This window comes from Actinoalloteichus fjordicus (assembly GCF_001941625.1).
GTDB classification, from domain to species: Bacteria; Actinomycetota; Actinomycetes; order Mycobacteriales; family Pseudonocardiaceae; genus Actinoalloteichus_A; species Actinoalloteichus_A fjordicus.
The window spans coordinates 4431297-4451500 of record NZ_CP016076.1 but is presented as its reverse complement, the minus strand read 5'-3'; the positions used below and the strand labels follow the sequence as shown (position 1 = coordinate 4451500).

The 20204-nt window shown below is 71.6% G+C and carries 17 protein-coding genes; 9 read left to right on the top strand and 8 right to left on the bottom strand.

Annotation, left to right across the window (positions count from 1 at the left end):
- The 3 genes from UA74_RS18955 (at position 1) to UA74_RS18945 (ending at position 2005) form a co-directional block, all read left to right on the top strand.
- Positions 1 to 891 carry a carbohydrate ABC transporter permease gene (locus UA74_RS18955; protein ID WP_075765044.1) on the top strand — a complete coding sequence of 297 codons (891 nt, stop codon included), beginning with the start codon at positions 1 to 3 and terminating at the stop codon, positions 889 to 891.
- A 64-nt stretch (positions 892 to 955) separates the two neighbouring features.
- Positions 956 to 1570: a hypothetical protein gene (locus tag UA74_RS18950; RefSeq protein WP_157442277.1), complete on the top strand. Its 615-nt coding sequence runs from the start codon at positions 956 to 958 to the stop codon at positions 1568 to 1570.
- Between the two features lie 234 nt (positions 1571 to 1804).
- Positions 1805 to 2005, top strand: a complete 201-nt coding sequence (locus UA74_RS18945) for a DUF6243 family protein (protein WP_075741461.1) — start codon at positions 1805 to 1807, stop codon at positions 2003 to 2005.
- A gap of 436 nt (positions 2006 to 2441) precedes the next feature.
- Here UA74_RS18945 and UA74_RS18940 read toward each other — a convergent pair whose 3' ends face one another.
- The 3 genes from UA74_RS18940 to UA74_RS18930 all read right to left on the bottom strand — a co-directional run bounded on the left by UA74_RS18940 (position 2442) and on the right by UA74_RS18930 (position 5862).
- Positions 2442 to 2861, bottom strand: coding sequence for a hypothetical protein (locus UA74_RS18940; RefSeq protein WP_157434297.1), 420 nt, complete (start codon positions 2859 to 2861; stop codon positions 2442 to 2444).
- 187 nt (positions 2862 to 3048) lie between these two features.
- Positions 3049 to 4233: a helix-turn-helix domain-containing protein gene (locus tag UA74_RS18935; protein ID WP_232237327.1), complete on the bottom strand. Its 1185-nt coding sequence runs from the start codon at positions 4231 to 4233 to the stop codon at positions 3049 to 3051.
- A 516-nt stretch (positions 4234 to 4749) separates the two neighbouring features.
- A complete protein-coding gene (locus tag UA74_RS18930) occupies positions 4750 to 5862 on the bottom strand; it encodes a Gfo/Idh/MocA family protein (RefSeq protein WP_075741459.1) in 1113 nt (370 codons plus the stop codon).
- A gap of 351 nt (positions 5863 to 6213) precedes the next feature.
- Between UA74_RS18930 and UA74_RS18925 the strand changes: the two genes are divergently transcribed.
- Positions 6214 to 6570: a VOC family protein gene (locus tag UA74_RS18925; RefSeq protein WP_198042776.1), complete on the top strand. Its 357-nt coding sequence runs from the start codon at positions 6214 to 6216 to the stop codon at positions 6568 to 6570.
- A 67-nt stretch (positions 6571 to 6637) separates the two neighbouring features.
- Here UA74_RS18925 and UA74_RS18920 read toward each other — a convergent pair whose 3' ends face one another.
- Both UA74_RS18920 and UA74_RS18915 read right to left on the bottom strand, forming a co-directional pair.
- Entirely contained in the window at positions 6638 to 7690 is a 1053-nt protein-coding gene (locus UA74_RS18920; protein WP_075765040.1) for a LacI family DNA-binding transcriptional regulator, read from the bottom strand.
- A gap of 561 nt (positions 7691 to 8251) precedes the next feature.
- Positions 8252 to 9373 carry an EamA family transporter gene (locus tag UA74_RS18915; protein WP_075765038.1) on the bottom strand — a complete coding sequence of 374 codons (1122 nt, stop codon included), beginning with the start codon at positions 9371 to 9373 and terminating at the stop codon, positions 8252 to 8254.
- Between the two features lie 293 nt (positions 9374 to 9666).
- Here UA74_RS18915 and UA74_RS18910 point away from each other — a divergent pair, with 293 nt between their 5' ends.
- From UA74_RS18910 to UA74_RS18885, 5 genes are all read left to right on the top strand, one after another.
- On the top strand, positions 9667 to 10560 hold the full coding sequence (locus tag UA74_RS18910) for a LysR substrate-binding domain-containing protein (RefSeq protein ID WP_075765036.1): 894 nt from the start codon (positions 9667 to 9669) through the stop codon (positions 10558 to 10560).
- Between the two features lie 642 nt (positions 10561 to 11202).
- Complete coding sequence (locus UA74_RS18900; RefSeq protein ID WP_075741454.1) at positions 11203 to 11808, top strand: ClpP family protease; 606 nt, start codon at positions 11203 to 11205, stop codon at positions 11806 to 11808.
- A gap of 132 nt (positions 11809 to 11940) precedes the next feature.
- Positions 11941 to 12558 (top strand): PadR family transcriptional regulator, encoded by a 618-nt coding sequence (locus tag UA74_RS18895; protein WP_075741453.1) that lies wholly within the window; start codon positions 11941 to 11943, stop codon positions 12556 to 12558.
- Positions 12559 to 13238: 680 nt separating this feature from the next.
- Positions 13239 to 15746 carry an excinuclease ABC subunit UvrA gene (uvrA, locus tag UA74_RS18890; protein ID WP_075765032.1) on the top strand — a complete coding sequence of 836 codons (2508 nt, stop codon included), beginning with the start codon at positions 13239 to 13241 and terminating at the stop codon, positions 15744 to 15746.
- A gap of 308 nt (positions 15747 to 16054) precedes the next feature.
- Positions 16055 to 16684: a hypothetical protein gene (locus UA74_RS18885; RefSeq protein WP_075741451.1), complete on the top strand. Its 630-nt coding sequence runs from the start codon at positions 16055 to 16057 to the stop codon at positions 16682 to 16684.
- A gap of 462 nt (positions 16685 to 17146) precedes the next feature.
- Here the strand turns inward: UA74_RS18885 and manD are convergent, their stop codons facing one another.
- From manD to UA74_RS18870, 3 genes are read right to left on the bottom strand one after another with little or no spacing between them, the layout of a single operon-like run.
- Positions 17147 to 18379, bottom strand: coding sequence for a D-mannonate dehydratase ManD (gene manD, locus UA74_RS18880; protein WP_075765028.1), 1233 nt, complete (start codon positions 18377 to 18379; stop codon positions 17147 to 17149).
- Positions 18380 to 18435: 56 nt separating this feature from the next.
- The gene (locus tag UA74_RS18875; RefSeq protein ID WP_075765026.1) at positions 18436 to 19314 is read right to left on the bottom strand and encodes a carbohydrate ABC transporter permease; all 879 of its coding nucleotides are present in this window, start codon (positions 19312 to 19314) and stop codon (positions 18436 to 18438) included.
- Positions 19314 to 20204, bottom strand: coding sequence for a carbohydrate ABC transporter permease (locus UA74_RS18870; RefSeq protein WP_075741447.1), 891 nt, complete (start codon positions 20202 to 20204; stop codon positions 19314 to 19316). The genes UA74_RS18875 and UA74_RS18870 overlap by 1 nt, the downstream gene beginning before the upstream one ends.

The following is a 20204-nucleotide window of genomic DNA, read 5'->3' as shown; positions in this document are numbered from 1 at the left end:
ATGAGCCTCACGACCGCGACGGCCCCGCCTCCGGCAGGTCCCGAAAGCAGGCACCGACCCGCTCGGCGCAGTCGGCTCGAGCCGCCGAACCGATGGGCGGGCCTGCTGACCCTCGGGTGGCTGGTGGTCGTCGCCGTGCCGTTGCTGGTGATGATCAGCTGGGCGCTGCAGAGTCGAGACGCCTACCTCGCAGAGGGTCCGCTCGCCCCGCCAAGAGCGATCACGGCCGACAACCTCGTGACGGTCTTCGACTCCGGCTTCCTCCAGTTCTTCGTCAACACCGCCGTCGTCACCGTCGCCTGCGTCGGCCTCACCCTCATCGTGTCGGTGCCCGCCGCCTACGCCATCGTGCGGTCGCCGAGTCGGATCGTCGCCCTCGGGTTTCGGGGCTTCCTGCTGGGGCTGGCGATCCCGGCGCAGGCCACGATCATCCCGATCTACCTGATGATCGTCCGGATGGGCCTGTACGACACCCTGGGCGCGATCATCCTGCCCACCACGGCGTTCAGCCTGCCGCTGGCGGTGCTGGTGCTGGCCTCGGCACTGCGGGACGTGCCACGCGAGCAGTACGAGGCGATGACCCTCGACGGCGCGAGCGCATGGCGGATGATGTTCTCGCTCGTCGTCCCGATGTCCCTGGGCAGCGTGATCACCGTGGGCGTCTACACCGCACTGACCGCCTGGAACGGCTTCCTGTTCCCGCTGATCCTGACGCAGTCCGAGGATCAACGGGTGCTGACGCTGGGGCTGTGGAGCTTCCAGAGCGAGTTCGGCGTCAATGTGCCCGGCCTGATGACGGCGGTGCTCCTCTCGGCGCTGCCGGTCTTCGTCGCCTATCTCTTCGCCCGGCGGTGGCTCATCGCGGGGCTGGCCGGGATGGGCGGAAAATGAGGCCCGCCGCATCGTCTGGTCGGCTCGCCGCCGCTCGCGGCCGGGGGTGGTGGATCATGGCGAGATGAACAACTCGCCAGCGAGGCGTCTCCCGGTCGGCCTCGTGGGCGCGTGGGCGCTGCTCACGGGGCCGACCGGCAACCCGGTCCACTCGATGGTCGTCGCGGGCTGTGCCCTCGGCGGCGGTGTCGGCGCGCTCCTGCTCGCACCGCCGGACTGGACGTCATGGCAGCTCATGCTCGCCGTCGTGCTCGCCGTCGATTTGATCGGCGGGCTGGCGGCGGGCGCTCTGGCCTCGGGCGGATCAGACCGGCGGTGGGGACGCACGACGTCGGCTCGACTGCTCGTCATCGGCGCGCACGTCGTGCATCCCGCGCTGGCGGTGCTGCTGTTCAGCGCCCGCTGGGAATGGGGCCTGCTGCTCTTCCTCACCATGGCCGGTGCCGTCCTCCTGCTGCCGCGCGTGCCCGCCGACCTCGCCGTCGCCGTCGCCCTGGCGGCGACCACGATCGCCCTGACCCTGGCGTCGACGGCGTTCGGCGGGCCGCCCGACGGCCTGACCTGGGTGGCCGTGGCCTACCTGCTCAAGCTCGTCGTCGCTGGGGTCGTCGGCCGCGGGGCCGCCGACGCGGGGCCGGGGCCCTCGGCGGGCAGCAGGCGGAAGTCCGCCGTCGGGTGACCAGCGGGCGGTCCGGCGACTGTGATCGACACCCGGTGTGGCGGACCGCAGGCGGTGGGGCGATGCTTGACCGCCTCGTCCGAGGCCGACGCGACGCAGATCGCCGTCCTTCGCCGGAGCCGGCCTGCTGCACCGGCGGGAGCGAAATCGTTCGCTCCGGGCGTTCGCGTCGACCACGATGAGCGGCGACGACCTCGATGGTCGGCGACGACCTCGGCAGAGTAGGAGATCACCATGGCCAGGAAGCGCAACGGCCTTCTCGGGGTGGGCGGGCAGCGGACCAAGTCGCCGCGTACCGCGCATCACCCCGACGGCATCGGCGTCGGTCCGAGTCAAGATGCGGTGGACCGAAAGCAGGAGATCCTGGCGAAGATGCGCAGGCTGTCCGAACAGCCCGCCGAATCGGAGACGGACAAGGCGGCGGACAAGGACTGATTCACGCCGTCCCCGGTGGGCTCGGCCGCCGCTCGGTCCGGCGGCCTGCTGCCGGGCCCGTCTCGACGCGGGCGGCGGCCGGGGCTCACGGCAGGCCGCCGGACGCGCTCCCCGGAGAGCCCGGCGATGAAGTCCGGCGAAGACCAGGCGAGGAGCCCGGCGACCGAGTCTCAGCCCGGGGGGCGTGGCTGCGCCGCCGCCCCGCCGTGCTCGGTGACGCTCGGATGGCAGACGGGGCACCTCGGAAGCGCGGCGTCGTCCTCGGCCGGTTCGCAGATCGCCCCGCACAGTCCGACGTCCACCTGACGGTAGGTCGGGTCACGACGATGCTCGAGCCTGCGGAAGACGCCTGCCCAGCGCGGTCCCGGCGGACGTGGGCCTGCGTCGGCGGGGCGCCGGGCACCGTCACCCGTGGACGCCGGGGGACTCTCGTTGATTAGCGACATGTCGCCTCCGCAGGGGCGCACAGCAGGCGAATGCCCTCGCGCAGGGAGGCGGCGAGCTGCCGCGCCTGGGCGGGACGCAGCCGCCAGGCGTCGGTGAGTGCGCCGCGCCCGGACAGCGATAGCTCGACCGCCTCGGCGGAGGTCCGCACCCAGAGCACCCGGATGGTCAAGCCCGGTCCGAGCGCGGGCAGGAGCCGGGAGATCGCCTGGGGAGCGTTGAGCACCCGTCGCAGCGTCTCGGCCTGCTGTGGTTCCAGCGCGGCCAGCCCGCGTGCCGTTCGACCCCCGAGTTGCAGCAGGACGCGGCCCTGCACGCGGTCGATCGTCACGATCAACGCCTGCGACCTGGCGCTCGGCCCGACCAGGGTCGCGGAGATCGGCACCGCATAGGACGCGTCGTGATAGATCATCACGCGTCCGCTCTCGCCCTGCGGCGCTGCGGTGCCTCGGCCGCGTCGACCGGTGCCGGTGCGCTCGTCGCCTGAGCTGCTGACGGTAGTCGTTCTGGGGTCATGTGATCACCTCCGGTGAGGAGGCCGACGTTAGGAGCGCGGGAGCCTGCGCAGCTAGGACAGGGTGTACTACTGCCCGGACGTGTCAGTCGGAGACACCCAGACGATGGGCCAGTTCCCGCAGGGGTGTGGATCGTTCGGCACCGAGCAGTTCCGACACCACTCGTCGCGGCAGTGTCTGGTACTCCATCCAGTCCGGTGCCATCCGCTCCGCAACCAGCAGCGCCTGCACCGCCCGCTCCCGACGGCCCAGCCGGGCATAGGCGAAGGCCTGATCGGCGAGATGTCGGGCGCGGGAGGCCAGCGGCAGTGTCGAATCCCGAGGCATCCGGGTGGCGGCGCTGAGCGCGCCCGTGTAGTCCTCGGTGACCACCGCGATGTCCACCGTCTGCATCGCGACCTGAGACGGACCGAAGTACGTCTCGTAGTCGGCGCGGTCGCCGGTGTGCACGGCGACCTCGGCTGCCTGCGCCATGAGGTGCCGCGCCTCCGCCGTCCTGCCGTCCCTCGCGGCGGCGGTGGCGGCCGTGATGATCAGCGATCCGTAGTTGGACAGCCGCTCGGGGTCGGCGTCGGCGCCGGGCTGGATCGACGTGGCCGCATGCGTCGCGAGTCGATGAGCCTCGACATACCGACCCTGCACGAGAAGCTGCCAGGCGGCGGAGCCCCGCAGCACCCCGCAGAGCAGATCGTCTCCGCCCTGCTCGGCGGCGGTGATGGCCTGCCGGATCGCCAGCCACGCCGGATCGGGATGACCGAGATGCACCAGCGTGCAGCCCGCCAGCCACAGGCAGCGACTCAGCAGTTCGTGGGCCGACTGCCGTGACGCCTGCTCGACGGCGGCCGACGCGCGAAGCTGCACGATCATCTGCGGCAGGAGTCCGACGAGCTGCGCGTAACGACCGTGCCAGTAGGCGGCCCAGCCGTAGGCGACCGTGCGCCGGGCCTGCCCGATCGACGTCGGCGCGTCCTGCTCCACCTCGTCCAGCAGATCGTCCACGGTGGTCAGCGCGCGGCGCACCGCGACGACGCCCGCCCCCGGCTCGGTCGAGAGCGGTCCGACCCGCCTGCCCAGCAGATCGGCGATGTCGACGTCCAGCGCGCGTGCGATGGCGTGCAGACTGCCGATGGAGGCGGTCCGCCTGGCACCCTGCTCCAGCTTGCGGATCAGGTCGACGGAGACGCCTGCCGCCTCGGCCAGTTCGCGTTGGGTGAGGATTCTGCCGCGCAGTCCGCGGATGCGTGAGCCTATGTGGGATTCCGCCGACACCGCTGCTCCCAGCGTTGATGAGTGAGGGGCCGGGCCGATTCGAAGCCGAAGGGCTGCGTTCGCTCCTCGCCGCCCTGCCCTGGCAGGGGGAGGACCGAAGACGGGCGCCACCATGTGGACCCCGACCCGAAGATCAAGTCGGAGTCTAGTGTGGAGATCGTCTTCTCGGGATCACCAGATGAGGTGGTGACTCACCCCGTGCTTCGCAGGCAGTCGGCGGCGGTGTCCCTCGGCCGATCGGGCGCAGGGCACGGGGCGGCACGGAACCCGGGGTGCCCCCGGACCGGCGCGGCACCGGTCTCGACGGTGGCCGCCGCCGCTCTCGGCCTAGCCCGCGCGCTTGCCTCGGCGGGGGACGGGCCGATCCCTCGCCTGCATCGAGAGCCGTGTCGGCCGTCGCACCGCCGCCGCCCACGCCGCCCGCCTTCGCGGGCCGAGTCCGCCCGACCCGCGCCGTGCCCTGGCCTCGTTCGCCGGCCTGCCGAGTGCGGGGGCGCGCACTGCGTCGAGCGTGCGTCATCCCTCGCACGGGGGCGCCCAGCCGGGGGTGTCGCCGTGCAGCCGGTGATAGAAGGGATCGTCGGGGGTGAGCTGATCACGTCGCACCGTGGCCCCGGTGAGCGCCGAACGGTATAAGGCGGTGATCAGCTCCAGCGTCTCGCGGCCCTGCCTGCCGCTCACCGGGGGCCGCTCGCCCCGTTCCATCGCGTCGAGCACCAGGGCGAGCTGGGCCCCGTGCGAACTCGGCACGTCGGCGGCCGGGGAGGCCCAGGCGAGCGGTCGACTCGCGTCGACGACCGAGGGCGCCGGGGTGTATCGCCAGTCGGTGTTGCGGTGGCCGTAGAGGTGGGTCACCTCCACGGTCGCCCTGGTGAGGTCCACCCGGATCCTGCTCACCTCGTCCGGCGACAGCACGCTGTTGACGATCGAGGCCAGCGCGCCGTGGGCGAAACGCACCGAGGCCACCGAGACGTCCTCGGTCTCCACCGCGCGATCCAGCCTGCCGACCATCGCGCTGACCTCGGTCCAGTCGCCGAGCAGGGCGAGCAGCAGATCCATCTGGTGAATCCCGTGGCCGAGGGTGGGCCCGCCGCCCTCGGTCGACCAGCGTCCGCGCCAGGGCACGTCGAAGTACTCCGGGCCGCGAAACCAGGTCGTCTGGCAGAGCGCCACCAGCGGCCTGCCCAGCTCACCCGCCGTGATCAGCTCGATCGCGTGCCGGGCACCGGAGCCGAAGCGATGCTGATACACCACCGACGCATAGGGGCCGCCCGGCCGCTCGGCGGCCTCGATGCGGTCGAACTCCGCCAGCGACCGGCAGGGCGGCTTCTCGACCAGGACCCACGCGCCTGCCTCCAACGACTCGACGACCGCATCGACGTGTGCGGCGGGCGGCGTGCAGACGTGCACCAGGTCCGGTCGTTCCCGCGCCAGCATCTCCGCAGTCGTGGAATAGCCGTGTCGGACGCCGGTCCTGGCCTGGAAGTCGGCCAGTCTGCCCGCGTCAACGTCCACCGCCGCGACCAGTTCGACCCGGTCGGCCTCGGCGCGCAGCGCGGGGAGGTGGCAGACCTCGGCGATTCCACCGGTACCGACGACGGCGGCGCGCAGGGGGCGTGCGATGGCCATGAGGCTCCTCAGGTGTCGACGACGCCGGGCGGGATGGTCGGCGGGTGGATGACGGTCGAGCGCGCCGGTCGGCTCGGCACGGGAGGTGCACCGACGGCGCCGGCCAGGACGGTGCAGGGCCGGGCTCGCTCTGAAAACTATCCGAAACTTTCAGTGCAGCTGACGGTATGGCACCCTTCGACGGATCGTCAAGGGCTCGCCGCAGTTCTCGGCGCGGCGCCATTCGCCCCTGGTGTTCCCCGATATTTCGGTGTCGACCAGGCCGGTCGTCGGGAAAGCCGGTAGCCGAAACGATCGGAGTCGAGCCGTCAGGAATTGTCGGTCTGCCCGCCGCGCGAGACCATGAGTCCCATGATCGGACGCTGGCACGCCTTGGTGATCGACTGTCCGGAGCCCGCTGAGCTGGCAGGCTTCTATCAGGAGGTGCTCGGCATGGTCCGGGTGCAGGACGAGGCGGACTGGGTGGTCATCGGCGACGCCCCCGACCGGCCCGGCATCGCCTTCCAGCGCGCTCCCGAGCAGCAGGCACCGCGCTGGCCCGATCCGCACTCCTCGCAGCAGATGCACGTGGACGTGCGGGTGGACGACCTCGACGAGGGCGAGCGCGCGGTGCTGGCACTGGGCGCCCGCAGGCTGCCGAGCGACTCGTCCAGCTTCCGGGTCTTCGCCGACCCGAGCGGACACCCGTTCTGCCTGGTCCGCTGGTGAGCCGGTGCGCTTCCGGGCCGGGGGCGTCACCGGGGCCGGAATCCGCTGCGCCGCGTCTCGTGCGACGTCACTCGGCCTGTCTCGGCGCCGCCGTGCTGCCCCGCACCACCAGGCTGGTGGCCAGCTCGATCCTGGTGTGCGCCGGTTCGTCGCCCACCGCGAGGGACAGCGCGAGCCGGGCGCCTGCCGCCGCCATCTCCTCCAACGGCTGGCGGATCGTCGTCAACGGCGGTCCGATCCACTGGGCCACGGGCAGGTCGTCGAAGCCGATCACGCTGAGGTCCTCCGGCACGCGCAGGCCTGCCTCGCGTGCCGCCTGGTAGACGCCCATCGCCTGGAGGTCGCTGCCTGCGAACACCGCCGTGGGCGGGTCTGGCCTGCCGAGCAGGGCGGCGGCCTGCTGGTAGCCCGCCTCCACGTGGAAGTCGCCGTGTCGCACGAGTGCCGGGTCCACCGAGAGCCCTGCGGTCTCCATCGCCGAGCGGTATCCGTCCACTCGCGCTCGGCTGCACAGGGTGCGTTCCGGCCCGCCGATGACGGCGATCCGCTGATGGCCGAGCCCGATCAGATACCGGGTGGCGGTGAGCCCGCCGCTCCAGTTCGTCGCGCCGATGGAGGGGACGTCGGGATCCGGCTCACCCGCCGGGTCCACCACCACCAGGGGGATGCCGCCGGAGCGAAGTCGCGCCTGCTGCTCGACGCTGAGATCGGAGAACACCGAGATCACGGCGGCGGGCCTGCGCCGAAGCACGTCCTCGACCCAGCCCCGGCCGGGGGTGCGTCTGCCCTGGAACTCCGAGAGGACGACGGCCATCTCGTTGTCCCTGGCGACCTGTTCCACTCCTCGGATGATCTCGATCGCCCAGGCGCTCTCCAACTCGTGGAAGACGAGGTCGAGCAGGTTGGCCTTGATCGTTCGCTGGTCGCTGCGCCGTTGGTAGTCGTACTTGCGAATGATCTCCTCGACCCGCCTGCGGGTCTCCCGAGCCACGTCGGCGCGGCCGTTGACCACCTTCGAAACAGTCGGAACCGAGACGCCCGCCTCTTCGGCGATGTGCGCGATGGTGATCTTGCCGGTCGGGGTCTTCGCCGAGTCGGCCGAGTCCGTTGTCGCGCGCATGCCCGGAGTCTACCCAGGTCTCTAGGCCGGACGTCGCCACCGGATGACGACGGACTGCGCCGATCGGACCTTGTGCCCGGCCTATGTCGGTTCTACCGTGTCGGAAACAATCGGAAATTATGTCGAAACATTCATTCGATCCTGGTGCGTCGAGTGCAGACAGCAACGCCAACATCAACGCGACGTACGACCTTGATGCGCGATGTGTCGAACCAGGACGTCCCGATCGAGGGCGTCGGTCGCCGGACCCGTCTGGCCACCAGTTCGGCCTGGCGTCGGACCACCAGCAGAGTGCGTGAAGATCACCTTCTGGGGGCTTCGCCGACCCGCACTCCTGGGTGCCCGGCGCCTTCCTCGGCGAAGGCGCGGCGTGGCTGCTCGACTCCTCGCTGAACGCCGAGCCCGCCCATCGCGCGATCAACCCGAGCTGATCGGCCCGAGCCGAGCAGTCCTGGTCGATCGGGCCCGACCGACGGCTCGCAGGCCCCGACCGCCGCCACAGTCGGGCCCGGCGGGCCGTCGGTTCGGGTCGGGCGAGGAGGCAGGGCGACGCAGGCCGGATCAGCGGGTCGGATCGTCGCCTCGGGCAGGCCCGGTCTCGCCGGGCGCCTCGGAGCGGGCGGCGAGGACGGCGTCGCAGGCCGGGGTCGCGTCGGGCGGCGTCTCGTCGGGCGGTGTCGGGCCGGGCCGCCCCGAGACATCGGCAGGCGGCGGCAGATCGGCGGGCGCCGCCGGGATCGGGCTCCCCGGCAGCGGGTGCACCGCAGGATCGCCCGGCTCGGGCGTCGGAACGGAGAGCTGCGCGATGAACGCGCCGAGCACCACGACGACCGCGCCCACGGTCTGCGCCGGACTCAGGGTCTCGCCGAGCAACAGCCAGGCCAACGCGATGGAGGTGACGACCTCCAGATAGGCCACCGCCCCGGCGATCGGCGCGGAGAGCCGCCGGACGGCGGCCACCCCGGTCAGGTAGGCGACGGCAGTGGACACCACGGCCAGCCAGGCCACCGGAGCCAGCGCGGGCATCGCGATGCCGCCCACGTCGACCGTGCCGCCCACCAGGTCCCAGCGCAGCGACCAGGGCTGGACGATCGGCACCAGCACGAGGCTGCCGACGATCGCTCCGTAGGCGATCACGGCGGGTGGGTCGACGTCGTCGCCCCCGGCATCGGACAACAGGAAGAACGCGGCCTGACAGGCGGCTGCGGCGAGGGCCAGCGCGATGCCGATCGGGTCGGGCCCGCCGCCGGAGAACGCCTCGACCAGCAGCGTCAGCCCGGTGACGGCGAGGATGACTCCGATCACCGCCTGCCGGGACACCCGTCGGCGATGCACCACCCGCAGCCAGAGCAGCACCAGTACCGGGCCGAGGAACTCCACCAGCAGCGCCACGCCGACCGGGATGCGGGCGAGAGCGGCGAAGTAGAAGGCCTGAATGCCCGCCATCGGGAAGACGCCGTAGGCCAGCAGCAGCCATGGTCTGCTCCGCAGCATCCGACGGCGCCGCAGGGCCACGGGCAGCAGGAAGAGGGCGGCTCCGGTGACGCGCAGCCAGGCGACGTGCAGGGGGTCCAGGCCGGCGTCGATCAGCGGCCGGGCCAGCGGGCCGGAGGCGCCGAAGGCCAGGGCGGCCGCGATTGCGAACCCGAGCCCGGCGGACCTGTTGCGACGGTGCTCGATCACGTCGTCGCCGCCGAACCGCGCCTGCGCCCGCAGCCTGCCGGGGATGCCTCGACGCGCGGACGCCGCAGGAGCGGCAGCGCGCGGCGGGTCGAGACGCCGCGAGGGGCTTCCGCGTGGGGCGGATTCGGACGTCGTTCGGTGCTCGGCGCGGGGTGCGGAGCCGGTGGCGGCGGTCGTCGCTGGTCTGACACGGCGTCCACGCTGCCGGCGAGCCGATCGTCAGTAAAGTGAATGATATTTAGGCTTCGTCGTCAGCCTGACTTACCAATCCACCTGGTGGGAGAAGGGGCGTCATGCTCGATCTTCATCGACTCCGGCTGCTGCGTGAACTCAGCCATCGGGGGACCCTCGCGGCGGTGGCCAAGGCGCTGTCCTACACCCCGTCGGCGATCTCCCAGCAGCTCACGCAGCTGGAGGCGGAGGTCGGCGTGCCGCTGCGCGAGCCGGTGGGCAGGCGGGTCCGGCTGACCGCCCAGGGCGAGATCCTCGTCGCACACGCCGAGGCGGTGCTGGAGCGACTGGAGCGGGCCGAGGCGGATCTGGCCGCGTCCATGGGGGAGGTGGTGGGCACGCTGCGGATCGCGGCGTTCCAGACCACGATGCTCACCCTGGTGCCCCAGGCGTTGACGACCCTTCGCGACGCGCATCCCCGGCTGCGGGTCGAGGTGACCCAGTCCGAGCCGGAGGAGGCGCTGGTCGCCCTGCTGGCCAGGGACTTCGATCTGGTGCTCGCCGAGGAGTACCCGCACGATCCGGAGCCTCGGCCGATCGAGGTCGAGCAGGAGGACCTGTGCGACGACGTCATCCGGCTGGCCTGCACGCTCCCGATCGAGGGAGCCGACCCCGCCGCGAGGCTGCGGTCGGCCGCCGCCCATCCGTGGATCATGGAGCCCGGGGACAACGCGGCCCGCCGCTGGGCGATGGCGCTGTGTCGTGCCGCCGGGTTCGAGCCGGACGTCCGCTTCGTGACGGCCGACGCGCTGACCTGCCTCCGCTTCGTCGAGCAGGGCCACGGCGCCGCTCTTCTCTCCGACCTGGTGTGGGCCAGCCGGCCGCCGACGGTGCCGTTGTCGCTGCTTCCCGAGCCCTGGGGCAGCCGCCGGCTGTTCACCGCCGTCCGGCGGGGCAGCGGGGCGCATCCGGCCGTGCGTGCCTGCCGGGACGCGCTGCGCGGTGCGGCCACCTGAGCGGGTGCCCCGGCCGGGGAGGGCGACGGGAGGTCACCGGTGGCGAGGCGGCCGGCCCGCGCAGGATCTCCCCTGCGGCGTCGGCATAGCGGAGCACACGGACTCCTTCGGCGTCGAACCGCGTGGTGTCGTAGTGGATCGTGACGCCGTCGGCGACGGTGGTCCCGGTGGCGTCGGTGAACGTGCGGACTCCCGGCTCCGACGCGGCGTAGGCGGACGGCAAGGGCACCGGCCGATCCGGCGCAGTGAAGACCGGCAGGCCTCGCCGAAAGACGCGGTCGATGTCGCCGACGTTCTCGATCTGCTCGAGCGGATTCGCGTTGAGCAGGACCAGATCCGCCACCGTGCCCTCGGCGACGACGCCCCGATCGCGGGTCTCTCTCCTCGGCCGGGTGCTCGCGGCGCCGCACGTCCCGCGCCGCCCGACTCCCGACGGCGTGTCGCGGCTCGACGCCCCCGACGGGTTCGCCGACGGACGGCGCCGCCCGCACGCCGCATCGGGTGTTCTGCGATCATCGGGGCTCGGTCCGGTTCGTACTCCGTCCTGCCCTGAGCGAACAGGGCGACCTCGCGGCGGAGCCGGGCCTAGGGTCGAGGTGCGGTGCCATCGACTTCGATGCGGGGAAGAGGAAACAGGCGACTATGACGGAGAATTCGACGCCCGAGATGCATGCCGGGTCCGGGCTCAACCTGAGCGACTCGGTGTTCGAACGACTTCTCCAGGAGAGGATCGTCTTCCTCGGGTCCGAGGTCAACGACGAGATCGCCAACCGGATCACCGCCCAGTTGCTCCTGCTGGCGGCCGAGGACGGCGAGAAGGACATCACGCTCTACATCAACTCGCCCGGCGGCTCCGTCTCGGCCGGAATGGCGATCTACGACACGATGCAGCTGATCGAGCCCGACGTGGCCACCTTCGCGATGGGCTTCGCGGCGTCGATGGGACAGTTCCTGCTGTCCTCCGGCACGCCGGGCAAGCGGCACGTGCTCGCCCACGCGCGGGTGCTGATGCACCAGCCGTCGGCGGGCCTGGGCGGTTCCGCGTCCGACGTGGCGATCCGCGCCGAGGTCTACTCGAAGATGAAGCGGCGGATGGCCGAGCTGATCGCCGAGCAGACCGGTCAGACGGTGGAGCGCATCACCAAGGACTCCGACCGGGACCGCTGGTTCACCGCCCAGGAGGCCCTGGAGTACGGCTTCGTCGACCACGTGGTCTCGCGGCCCCAGCGTCCCCGACACGCAGGCTGACCGCCCTTCTTCGCGCGGAGATCCGTCGGGGCAGGCAGGTGTGCTCGCCCCGACGGCCTTCCTGACCGGCGAGTGCGATCCCCGCTGGTCTAGCCTGTGCGCGGCGAGATTCCTCGGTCGAACAGGGAGACGATGTCGGCGACGCGACTGCTGGTCCTCGGCGTGGTGCGGGGGTTCGGGAAGGCGCACGGCTATCTGCTCCACACCGAGTTGTCCTCGTGGGCGGCCGAGGGCTGGATCAACGTCAAGTGGGGTTCGATCTACCACGGGCTGCGCCAGCTCGCGAAGCTCGGGCTCCTCAAGGCCACCGAGATCGAGGAGTGGCCGGGGCGCGTCGACTACGAGCTGACCCAGGACGGCGAGGCCGAGTTCTTCCGACTGCTGCGGGACGCGCTGCGGCAGGCCGAGCACCGTCCCGACGTGCTCGCCGCCGGGCTGGCACTGATGCCCGCACTGCCCCGCGACGAGGTGATCGCGCTGCTCGGGGAGCGGCTCGCCGCGCTGGACGTCAAAGTCGCCGAGCTGCCGCTCGACCCGGAGTCGCGCGATCCCGGCGACCGTCAGGCTCATCTGGAAGAGCTGGCCGCCCTCCGAGGACATACGGCGCGCAGCGATGCCGAGTGGACCCGGCGACTGATCGCTCGACTGGCCGACGGCGCCTACCGGCTCGTCGATGACGGCCCGTCCTCCGCCGGGTCGCCGGGGACTTGGACCCTGTCCGGCAACGCGCGCGGTGGTCAGTGCCTGTGACCGAGTAGTGCCGATGCGGGCTGGGTGTCCGATTTAGTCTCGGTGCTGTGCAGTCCCGGCGCCCGAGGGTGACTCGACGCCACCGAGGTCGGCAGGCCGGGCCGCCCCGGCCAGGACGTCGGTGTCGCCGAACCCGCCGTTCCCGAGTTCCGGTGTCGCCCGCCCCGCGTGCCGTCGGCTCTCACCCGCGTCGGTGCTCCTGCACGGTCCACACCCGAGCACCCCGGCATCCCTGCGGTGTGCGGACGGCGGCCTGAGCGCCGGTCGGCCGTCGGCGTGTCGCGGTTTCGGTCGGCAGTGCCCGCTGGGGTCGCCGGGTGCGGGCGTCGATCTCCGGGGGTCTTACTCAAGTTTGTGTGATCGGGCCCGATGCTCTAGTTTGAGGAGCCCCCTGATCCGTGCTCACAGCGGAGTCGGGCTGTCAACTCAAGGTTGAGCAGCCCTCGGAGTCAGGGTTTCAGTCCGAATCGATCTCCCGACGAGCGGCCAGGGTCTCGTCCGAAACTCAAACTTGAGCAATAGGCGCGTGCGTCGCGCCGGGGATCAGTCCTCGACGTCCGAGACCACCGTGATCCCCGCGTGGCTCGGGACGCCGAACCACACCGCGGCCCCTTGCATGTGGGGCTCGACACCCCGCGGTGGATCGATCCCGCCTCCCGTTCCGCCCAGGAAGGATCGTCATGACCACAGTCGACTCCGAGGCACCCGCCGCCCTCGTCTCGGCGCCCGCACTCCCGGACCGTCTCTCGGTACGCGGCGCCCGAGTGCACAACCTGCGCGGGGTGGACCTGGACCTCCCGCACCGCAGCCTGATCGTCTTCACCGGCGTCTCCGGCTCGGGGAAGTCCTCACTGGCCTTCGACACGATCTACGCCGAGGCGCAGCGCCGTCAGGTGCAGTCGATGTCGAGCTTCGCGCGGCAGTTCATGAACGAGATGGACAAGCCCGACGTCGACCGGCTCGACGGACTCTGCTCCGTCGTCGCCGTGGACCAGCGGTCCTCGGCATCCAGGAACCCCCGGTCGACGGTCGGCACGGTGACCGAGGTCTACGACCTGATGCGCGTGCTGTGGGCCAGGGTCGGCCGAGGCCACTGCACCGACTGCGCCGCCGAACTCGTCGACCAGGCCTGCCCGGCGGGCCACGACACGCCGCTGCCGGACCTGTCGGGGCCCGCGTTCTCCTTCAACCTTCCGTTCGGCCAGTGCCCGGCGTGTCTCGGCCTGGGCAGCACCCGCGAGGTCGATCCGGCGCTGGTGGTCCCCGACGAGGCTCGCTCCCTCGACGAGGGCGCGCTGGCGCCGTGGCGCACCGTGCCCGCCGAACGGTCGGCCGCCGCCGACCTGGTGGCACGGGCAGGTCGCAGCACGGCCTCGCCGTGGCGGACCCTGCCTGCGGAACTCCGCAGCGCCCTGCTGCACGGGGTGGACGGCTCGGGGACGACGGGAGCGGGCCCGATCTCCGGGGCGCGCTTCCTCGGCGTGCTCCCGTGGCTGGAGCGGCGTCGCGCCTCGGCGGGGGAGGGCACTCCCGACCCGGCCGAGCCGTATCTGCGCACCGTGGCCTGCCCTGGCTGCGGCGGAAGCCGGCTCGCTCCGGCGCAGGCCTCGGTGCGGGTCGGCGGCCGGGGCATCGCCGAGGCCTGCGCGTTGCCGGTCACCTCGGCCTTACGGTTCTTCGCGCGGCTGGAGGTCGCCGACCGCGATCGACGGGTGATCGAGCAGGCCGTCATCGAGATCACCGACCGGCTGACCTTCCTGACCGAGGTCGGTCTCGGCTATCTCACGTTGGACCGGCCCGCCAGGACGCTGTCCGGCGGCGAGGCCCAGCGCATCCGGCTCGCCGGACAGCTCGGCACCCGACTCTTCGGCCTGCTGTACGTGCTCGACGAGCCGACCGTGGGGCTGCATCCGGAGGACACCGCCGCGTTGATCGCCACCCTGCGCGCGCTGCGCGACGTCGGCAACACCCTGGTGGTGGTGGAGCACGACCATCAGGTGATTCGTGCTGCCGACCGGGTGGTGGAGCTGGGGCCCGCCGCGGGCGAGCTGGGCGGCAGGCTGATGTTCACCGGCACCGCCGAGGAGCTGCTCGACGACTCCGACTCCCTGACCGGCCGCTTCCTGCGCGATCCCGGCGGCTCCACGGCGCGCCCCGGCGGCGTGCCGAGGGTGCGCCGGACGCCGCGACCCGGCCGGGAGATCGTCGTCCGAGGCGCCAGGGCGAACAACCTGCGGGACGTCGACGTCACGCTGCCGCTGGACATGCTGGTCGCCGTCAGCGGAGTCTCCGGCGCGGGCAAGTCGACGCTGGTCGACGAGATCCTGTGCCGTGCGGCCGAACGCGCGCTCGGCGGCGACGCCCCGCCGCCGGGCGATCACGACGAGGTGCTGGGGCTGGGAGCGATCGACCGGGTGATCCGGGTCGACCAGTCGCCGATCGGTCGCTCGGCGCGGTCCACCCCCGCGACCTATACCGGCATCCTCGACAGCGTCCGCAAGGTCTTCGCCCAGACCGACGAGGCACGGCGGCGCGGCTTCAAACCCGGGCGCTTCTCCTTCAACTCGCCCGGCGGCCGCTGCGAGGACTGTTCCGGCGACGGCACCGTGCGCGTGGAGATGGGCTTCCTGCCGGACGTCTTCCTGCCCTGCGACGTCTGCCACGGGGCCCGCTTCGACGCCGAGACGCTGGCCGTCCGTCATCGGGGCCGCTCGATCGCCGACGTCCTGGCGATGTCGGTCGACGACGCCGCCGAGTTCTTCGCCGACCTCGGCCCCGTCGCCCGTCCGCTGCGCGTGCTGGCCGAGGTCGGCCTGGGATACCTGCGGCTCGGGCAGCCGGGGAACACCCTCTCCGGTGGGGAGGCGCAGCGGATCAAGCTCGCCAACGAACTTCAGCGCAGGCCCGGCAGACACACCCTCTACCTGCTGGACGAGCCGACCACCGGACTGCACTCGCTGGACGTGGCGCGGCTGACCGGGGTGCTGCACGACCTGGTCGCGGCGGGGCACAGCGTGGTGGCCGTCTCGCACAGCATGGAGGTGGTGGCCGCGGCCGACTGGGTGGTGGACCTCGGCCCCGGCGGCGGCGCCGACGGCGGCCTGGTCGTCGCCGAGGGCTCGCCGGAGCACGTCGCGACGGGGGAGGGCGCCACGGCGCGTCATCTGCGGGGGTTGCTCAGGGTCTGAGCGGCGCGGGCGCGACCACGCAGCCGCGCGCGGCGGGGCTTGCGTGGTCGCAGGGCCGCGGTGGCCGGGCGCCGGGCAGGCCCGGTGGCTCGGAACCGCCGGGTGCGGCCTGCGCAGCGGGCCGGCGTCGTTGAGACGTGGGACGGCGGATCGGGCATCCCTCGTCTGCTCTGGACGGCGAGGCCCGCACCGCCTCGCAGAAGGCAGGTCCCAGACCACGACACGCTGATCACGTCGCCGAGGTTGTCTGCCTGTGATCGAGATCGCGAGTATGCAGCGTTCCTCGGGCTGTCGGAGTCTTGAGGAGTATGAGCGGTGACAACCTGAAGAGACGGACGTCCAGCGGTCGAGGCTCTCGACGCGGGCGGATCGGCGTGGTGCCGATCGGCGTCGTGCTGGTCGGCGGACTTCTCGCCGGGGGGTTCGGCGGCGTCCTGCCGGGTCTGCCGTCGGACTCCGGAATCGGCGGGACGACGACGGGCGAACTCGCCCCGGTTCGCGCCGCCGACACGTCGACGGCCGCGGCCGAGCGGGCGTCGGACGCCGTCGATGCCTGCCTGCCAGGGCAGGTCGATGCCGAGGTGATCGAGCTGCCGTCGCCGGTCGTGGCGGAGGAGCGCTTCCGCATCGTCTTCACCTCGGTCGACGGCGTGGCCTGCACGCTCGTCGGCGCGCCTACGGACCTGGTGTTCCACGACGCAGCAGGCACGGCACTGGACGTGGCGTCCACTGTGGAGGCCGGTCGGGAGACCGCCGTCGTGCGACTCGACGAGCTGCGGACGGCCGACGTCCTGGTGAGCGTGGCCGAGCCCGACGGGCCCGGTCACGCTGCGACCGGGATTACCTTCACCCTGCCCGACGGCGGTGAGGGCCTCGACTTTGAGGTGCCCTGGGCGATCGATCTCACCGGTCCGGTCCAGCTCTCCCCGGTCGGCTGAGCAGCCCCGGGCCGGGCCTCGTGCGAGATGCCCTCGTGCCATGGTCTGCACTGGTCGCGCGGCGACCTTCCCCGCCGGGCGCCGCGCCATCACCGCCCCGGACGAGACGCAGGCCGGAGAGTCGACGTCGGCTCCGCCCGACAGGATCGCCCCGGCGGCGTCCGACCCGGCTCGCCGTCGCACGTGTCGGCCGAGGCGAGCCGGCGGCCGACTGGTCCGGCGCCCATCTCGCCGAGTGGTGCGGGCCCGGTCAGCCGAGCAGGGCCCGCCGCCGCGTTCCCTCACTCCCTCCGCCCCCGCGAAGAAGCGTGGTGAACGTGGCGACGTGCCCCGGCGATGCGAGAGGAGCCCACGCCACGGTGGCAGGCATCGGCCGGCCCGAGTCGGCCCGCGCCGCCTGCGTCGGGTGGCGCCGCAGGAGCGCCGTGACCTCGATGCCCGCTCCGGATGCCTGACGCGGGCTCACCAGTCGTGCATCGTCCCGTCCCGCAGGCGGTTCACCGGCAGGTAGGCGGGCTCGTACGGGAAGGCCGCCGCCGCCTCGCGGTCCAGTGTCACCCCGAGACCAGGTGTCTCGCCCGGGTGCAGGTAGCCGTCGGTGAACGTGTACGCGTGCGGGAAGACCTGGTAGGTCTCCGCGCTGTGCGGCATGAACTCCTGGATGCCGAAGTTGTGGATCGCCAGGTCGAGATGCAACCCGGCCGCCATGCCCACCGGGGAGATGTCGGTGGGGCCGTGGATGCCGGACTTCACCTGGTAGAGCGCCGCGTAGTCGAAGAGCTTGCGCATCGGGCTGATTCCGCCGGTGTGGGTGACCGCCGAGCGGACGTAGTCGATGAGCTGCTCGCGGATCAGCGTCTGGTAGTCGACGACGGAGTTGAAGACCTCGCCGATCGCCAGCGGCGTCGTAGTGTGGTGCCGCACGAGGCGCAGCGACTCCTGGTTCTCGGCCGGGGTGCAGTCCTCCATCCAGAACAGGTCGTAGGGCTCCAGCGACCTGCCCAGCTTCGCCGCCTGGATCGGCGTCAGCCGGTGGTGGACGTCGTGCAGCAGCGGCAGCTCGGGACCGAACTCGTTGCGCACCGCCTCGAACACCGTCGGCAGGTGCCGCAGGTAGGCGCGGGTGTCCCAGACCTCCTCGGTGGGGACCGGGTGACGGCGAGCGGGCTCGTAGTCGTAGCGGCCCGTCCCGCCGGTCGTGGTGCCCGCGCCGATGCCGTAGATGGTGCCCAGTCCCGGCACGGCCGACTGGATGCGGATCGACTTGTAGCCCTCGTCGAGATGGGCGCGGATCGAGTCGAACAGCTCCGGCAGATCCCGGCCGCTGGCGTGTCCGTAGGCGCGGATGCCGGTGCGGCTCGCCCCGCCGAGGAGCTGGTAGAGGGGCAGCCCGGCCACCTGGGCCTTGATGTCCCACAACGCCACGTCGACGGCGGCGATCGCCGCCATCGTCACCGGGCCGCGCCGCCAGTAGGCGCCGCGATGCAGGTACTGCCAGGTGTCTTCGATCTGGTGCGCGTCCCGGCCGACCAGCAGCGGGACGACGTGGTCGGTCAGATAGCTCGCGACGGCGAGTTCCCGGCCGTTGAGCGTTCCGTCGCCGTACCCGTGCACTCCGTCCTCGGTGGTGATCTCCAGCGTGACGAAGTTGCGGCCGGGGCTGGTGACGACGACCTCGGCGTTGACGATCCGCATGTGCTTCCTTTCGTGGGAGTTGCCGACGGGTCGGTTTCTGATGCGGGCAGGCGATCTCAGCCCTTGGTCGCCCCTGCGGTGAGACCGGCGACGAGATAGCGCTGGCCGAAGACGGCGGCGAGGATGACGGGCACGCTCATCAGCGTGGAGGCCGCCATCAGCCCGCCCCAGTCGACGCTGGCGTAGGACATGAAGTTGAACAACGCCACCGGCAGCGTCTTGGTCGACTCGTCGGACAGGATCAGGGCGAACATGAAGTTGTTCCAGCTGAAGACGAGGGCCAGCACGCAGGCGGTCGCGGTGCCGGGCGCGGCCAGCGGCAGCGAGATCCGCCGGAAGGCGCCGAACGCCGAGAGGCCGTCCACCCGGCCCGCCTCCTCCAGCTCGGGGGGCATCGAGGAGAAGAAGCCGATCATGATCCAGGTGATCAGCGGCACCGAGACGAACATGTGGCTGAGCACCAGCACGGTATAGCCGCCGACCAGTTCGAGCCGGGCGAACAGGTAGTACCACGGCACGAGCAGCGACACGGCCGGGATGATGCGTGCGATCAGCACCCAGTTTCCGGCCCGCTGCATGGCGAATCGCCCGATGGCCCATGCGGCGGGCACCGCGATGATCGCGGAGAGCGCCGTCGAGACGATGCCGACGATCGCCGAGTTCAGCATCGCGGGCAGGAATACGCCCTCGCTGAAGACGTTGCGGAAGTTCTGCGTGGTCGGCGTGAACACCACCGCGTTCGCGGGATTGCCGATCTGCACGTTGGTCTTGAAGGCGGCGAGCACCATCCAGATCAACGGCGCGGCGAACACGGCGCTGACCAGGGCGATCCCACCGATCCGCAGGCCGTTGAGGGTGCGCCGTCGTCGGACGTGCCGTTGGACGCCGGGCGACGGGGCGGAGACGGGCGTGGGGTTCGGCAGCGTGGCGGTCATCAGGATGCCTTCGCGGAACGGCGCCGGAGCGCGAGGACGATCAGGACGATGATCACGGTGAAGACGACCAGGACCGCTGCGGCCAGCCCGTACTCCTGGTAGTCGAAGGTCAGCCCGTAGGCGTAGATGTTGAGCGTCTCGGCCTCGTGGCTAGACCCGCCGCCCGGCCCCTTGGTCGCGTAGATGAGGTCGAAGGTCTTGAGCGCGTCGACGCTGCGCAGGACCAGCGCGGTGATGATCGTGGTGGTGAGCATCGGCAGCGTGACGTGGCGGAACCGCTGCCAGGGCGACGCGCCGTCGACGAGCGCGGCCTCGTCGGGCTCGTTCGGCAGGGTGCTCAGCCCGGCCAGCAGCAGCAGCGTCATCATCGGCGTCCACTGCCAGACGTCGATGAGCACCAGCGTCGGCAGGGACTGGGCGATCGAGCCGAGGAACGGCTGCGGCGGGATGCCGACGAAGCCGAGCAGCGTGTTCGCGATGCCGGTGGTCGGGTCGAGGATGAGCAGCCAGAGCACGCCGACGGCGACGGGCGTGGCCAGCAGCGGCACCATCATGATGGTGCGGACCCAGCGCATTCCCCGGAACGGGCGGCGCAGCAGCATCGCCAGGGCCAGGCCGAGGGTCAGCTCCAGCGCGACGGCGGCGATGGTGAAGACGACCGTGCGGCCGACGGCGGGCCAGAACCGGCGCATGTCGCTCAGCGCGTCGCTGAAGTTCAGCAGTCCGATGAAGGAGCTGTCGGCGTTCACCGCGCCGAAGGCATCGGTCAGGCTGAGATAGACGGTATAGATGATCGGGAAGACGATCATCACGCCGATGAAGATCAGCGCCGGGGCCAGCATCGTCCACTTGAGACGACGGTTCTCCTGTTCGAGCGTTCGAATGGCCAT

Excerpts from the sequence above, each read along its gene's own strand:
- UA74_RS18955 (WP_075765044.1), top strand. The coding sequence starts at position 1 with ATGAGCCTCACGACCGCGACGGCCCCGCCTCCGGCAGGTCCCGAAAGC.
- UA74_RS18950 (WP_157442277.1), top strand. The coding sequence starts at position 956 with ATGAACAACTCGCCAGCGAGGCGTCTCCCGGTCGGCCTCGTGGGCGCG.
- UA74_RS18945 (WP_075741461.1), top strand. The coding sequence starts at position 1,805 with ATGGCCAGGAAGCGCAACGGCCTTCTCGGGGTGGGCGGGCAGCGGACC.
- UA74_RS18940 (WP_157434297.1), bottom strand. The coding sequence starts at position 2,861 with ATGATCTATCACGACGCGTCCTATGCGGTGCCGATCTCCGCGACCCTG.
- UA74_RS18930 (WP_075741459.1), bottom strand. The coding sequence starts at position 5,862 with ATGGCCATCGCACGCCCCCTGCGCGCCGCCGTCGTCGGTACCGGTGGA.
- UA74_RS18925 (WP_198042776.1), top strand. The coding sequence starts at position 6,214 with ATGATCGGACGCTGGCACGCCTTGGTGATCGACTGTCCGGAGCCCGCT.
- UA74_RS18920 (WP_075765040.1), bottom strand. The coding sequence starts at position 7,690 with ATGCGCGCGACAACGGACTCGGCCGACTCGGCGAAGACCCCGACCGGC.
- UA74_RS18910 (WP_075765036.1), top strand. The coding sequence starts at position 9,667 with ATGCTCGATCTTCATCGACTCCGGCTGCTGCGTGAACTCAGCCATCGG.
- UA74_RS18900 (WP_075741454.1), top strand. The coding sequence starts at position 11,203 with ATGACGGAGAATTCGACGCCCGAGATGCATGCCGGGTCCGGGCTCAAC.
- UA74_RS18895 (WP_075741453.1), top strand. The coding sequence starts at position 11,941 with ATGTCGGCGACGCGACTGCTGGTCCTCGGCGTGGTGCGGGGGTTCGGG.
- uvrA (WP_075765032.1), top strand. The coding sequence starts at position 13,239 with ATGACCACAGTCGACTCCGAGGCACCCGCCGCCCTCGTCTCGGCGCCC.
- UA74_RS18885 (WP_075741451.1), top strand. The coding sequence starts at position 16,055 with ATGAGCGGTGACAACCTGAAGAGACGGACGTCCAGCGGTCGAGGCTCT.
- manD (WP_075765028.1), bottom strand. The coding sequence starts at position 18,379 with ATGCGGATCGTCAACGCCGAGGTCGTCGTCACCAGCCCCGGCCGCAAC.
- UA74_RS18875 (WP_075765026.1), bottom strand. The coding sequence starts at position 19,314 with ATGACCGCCACGCTGCCGAACCCCACGCCCGTCTCCGCCCCGTCGCCC.
- UA74_RS18870 (WP_075741447.1), bottom strand. The coding sequence starts at position 20,204 with ATGGCCATTCGAACGCTCGAACAGGAGAACCGTCGTCTCAAGTGGACG.